We start from the raw sequence: 1,543 nt of genomic DNA on the forward strand, positions 1-1,543 counted from the left end.
CCCTTTGTTAAGTTGAAAAAAAGCGGCTCAGACCAAGGATGGGTTAGGGTGTATAAAGCATCCGCTGATCCATCCAGCCGTGGTCTGGGCCGCTTGCCCTTACCACTCTGTTCTCAGAATCACACGGGCCCTGTGAGGGTCGCCGTCGAACCGACCACTTTGTTATTCGCTTCGCGGCCACACTGAGTGCCGCACGGTAGCATAAGGTCCTCTCCGTCCCTGTGTTCCGCACACTTTCAGATGAGATCCATAAGACCAAGGGGTTCTTCGTGCCCAAGGGGGACGTACGCTCGCTTCGGTCGTTCCGCACGGGTCCGCGCGGAACTCACCAGGTGCGCTCCGGGTGGGTCAGAAGCGCGAACAGGATCCTGCAGAGCTTGTTCGCGCTCGCCACCAAGGCCAGGCGGCTGCATTCGGGCCTGAGCCCCTGCTCCTTCCGCTCGGCTATGCTGCCTCCGTTCTTCCTGTTGAAGAACTCCTTCAAGTCTGAATCCTCCGCCTGTGTGGAGACCAGGCGGAACACCGCCTGGATCAGAAGCCAGCGGGCGTTGGGATCGCCGGTCTTCGTTATCCTGCAGTGGGACTCCGTCTCTCCGGAGTCCCTCTGTCTCGGGACTATGCCGATGTAGGATGCCAGTTCCTTCGCGTTATCGAAGCGGTCGATGTCCACGATGATGGAGTCCAGGTACGCGGACGTGACGACTCCGAAACCGGGGATGGACCTCAGCTTCTCGTAGATGGGCTTGCCGGAGAACCTGCTCTCGATGGTCTTCTCCAGATCACGTTGCCTTATCCTACTGTCCTCCATGGCCCTGCCGAGCGCAGCGAGAGCAGGGTCATGGTGCCTCATCATCCACTCGTGGGCCATCTTCGTGTCTATATCGTATGGACATCCCGTCCCGAACAACAGGAACTCCGCTCTGACCCTGCGGGTCAGGCGACCCGCTTCCATCATCTCCTGCTTGGCGATCCTGCACAGTCTGCGGTCCATCATCTCCTCATGGGTGCAGATGTAGCAGCATCTGAACTGGTCCACGTTGAGGAGCTTCACGCGCATGTACGTCGCCAGTATCATGGCGTCGTTGTCATCGTTCTTCTTGTCGCTCTTGGTTATCCTCTTCAGATCCGCCGCATGGGCGACATGGAGGTTCTCGAAACCGAGCGAATGGAGTATCCAGTACGAGTCATGGGTCTTCGTGGAGTTCTCCATGAGGAAGTTGCAGTCGCGGCCTCCTATGTAGGCCGCCACCTCAAGATACCCGTTCTTCGTGGATGGGACTCTGCGGAACTGGCTGTTGAACTCCGTCCAAGGCTCGCCGTCTTCGAGGAGTGCGTAGAAAGTGCTCGTCTTCTTGTGGATGTCTATGCCGACAGATATGGTCATCTCCGTTCCTCCGTCCGCCAAAAGACGAGGAAGACGGCGGAACTTCCGATTCGCATGTGTTTTGTACGATGTCAGCAGTGTCCACTTCCGGCTCCTCCGTCTTTGTTGTTTGGCGATAACAAATCGAGGAGCCGCTATTTTTCAACGAAGGCTACTTTC

General features: G+C 57.4%; 1 protein-coding gene. It reads right to left on the bottom strand.

What is annotated here, in order from left to right:
- Positions 1–325: 325 nt before the first annotated feature.
- A complete protein-coding gene (locus V5D86_RS09540) occupies positions 326–1,384 on the bottom strand; it encodes an IS110 family transposase (protein ID WP_414596455.1) in 1,059 nt (352 codons plus the stop codon).
- Positions 1,385–1,543 lie beyond the last annotated feature (159 nt).

Source organism: Candidatus Methanoprimaticola sp. MG2, assembly GCF_047501175.1.
GTDB lineage: Archaea > Thermoplasmatota > Thermoplasmata > Methanomassiliicoccales > Methanomethylophilaceae > Methanoprimaticola.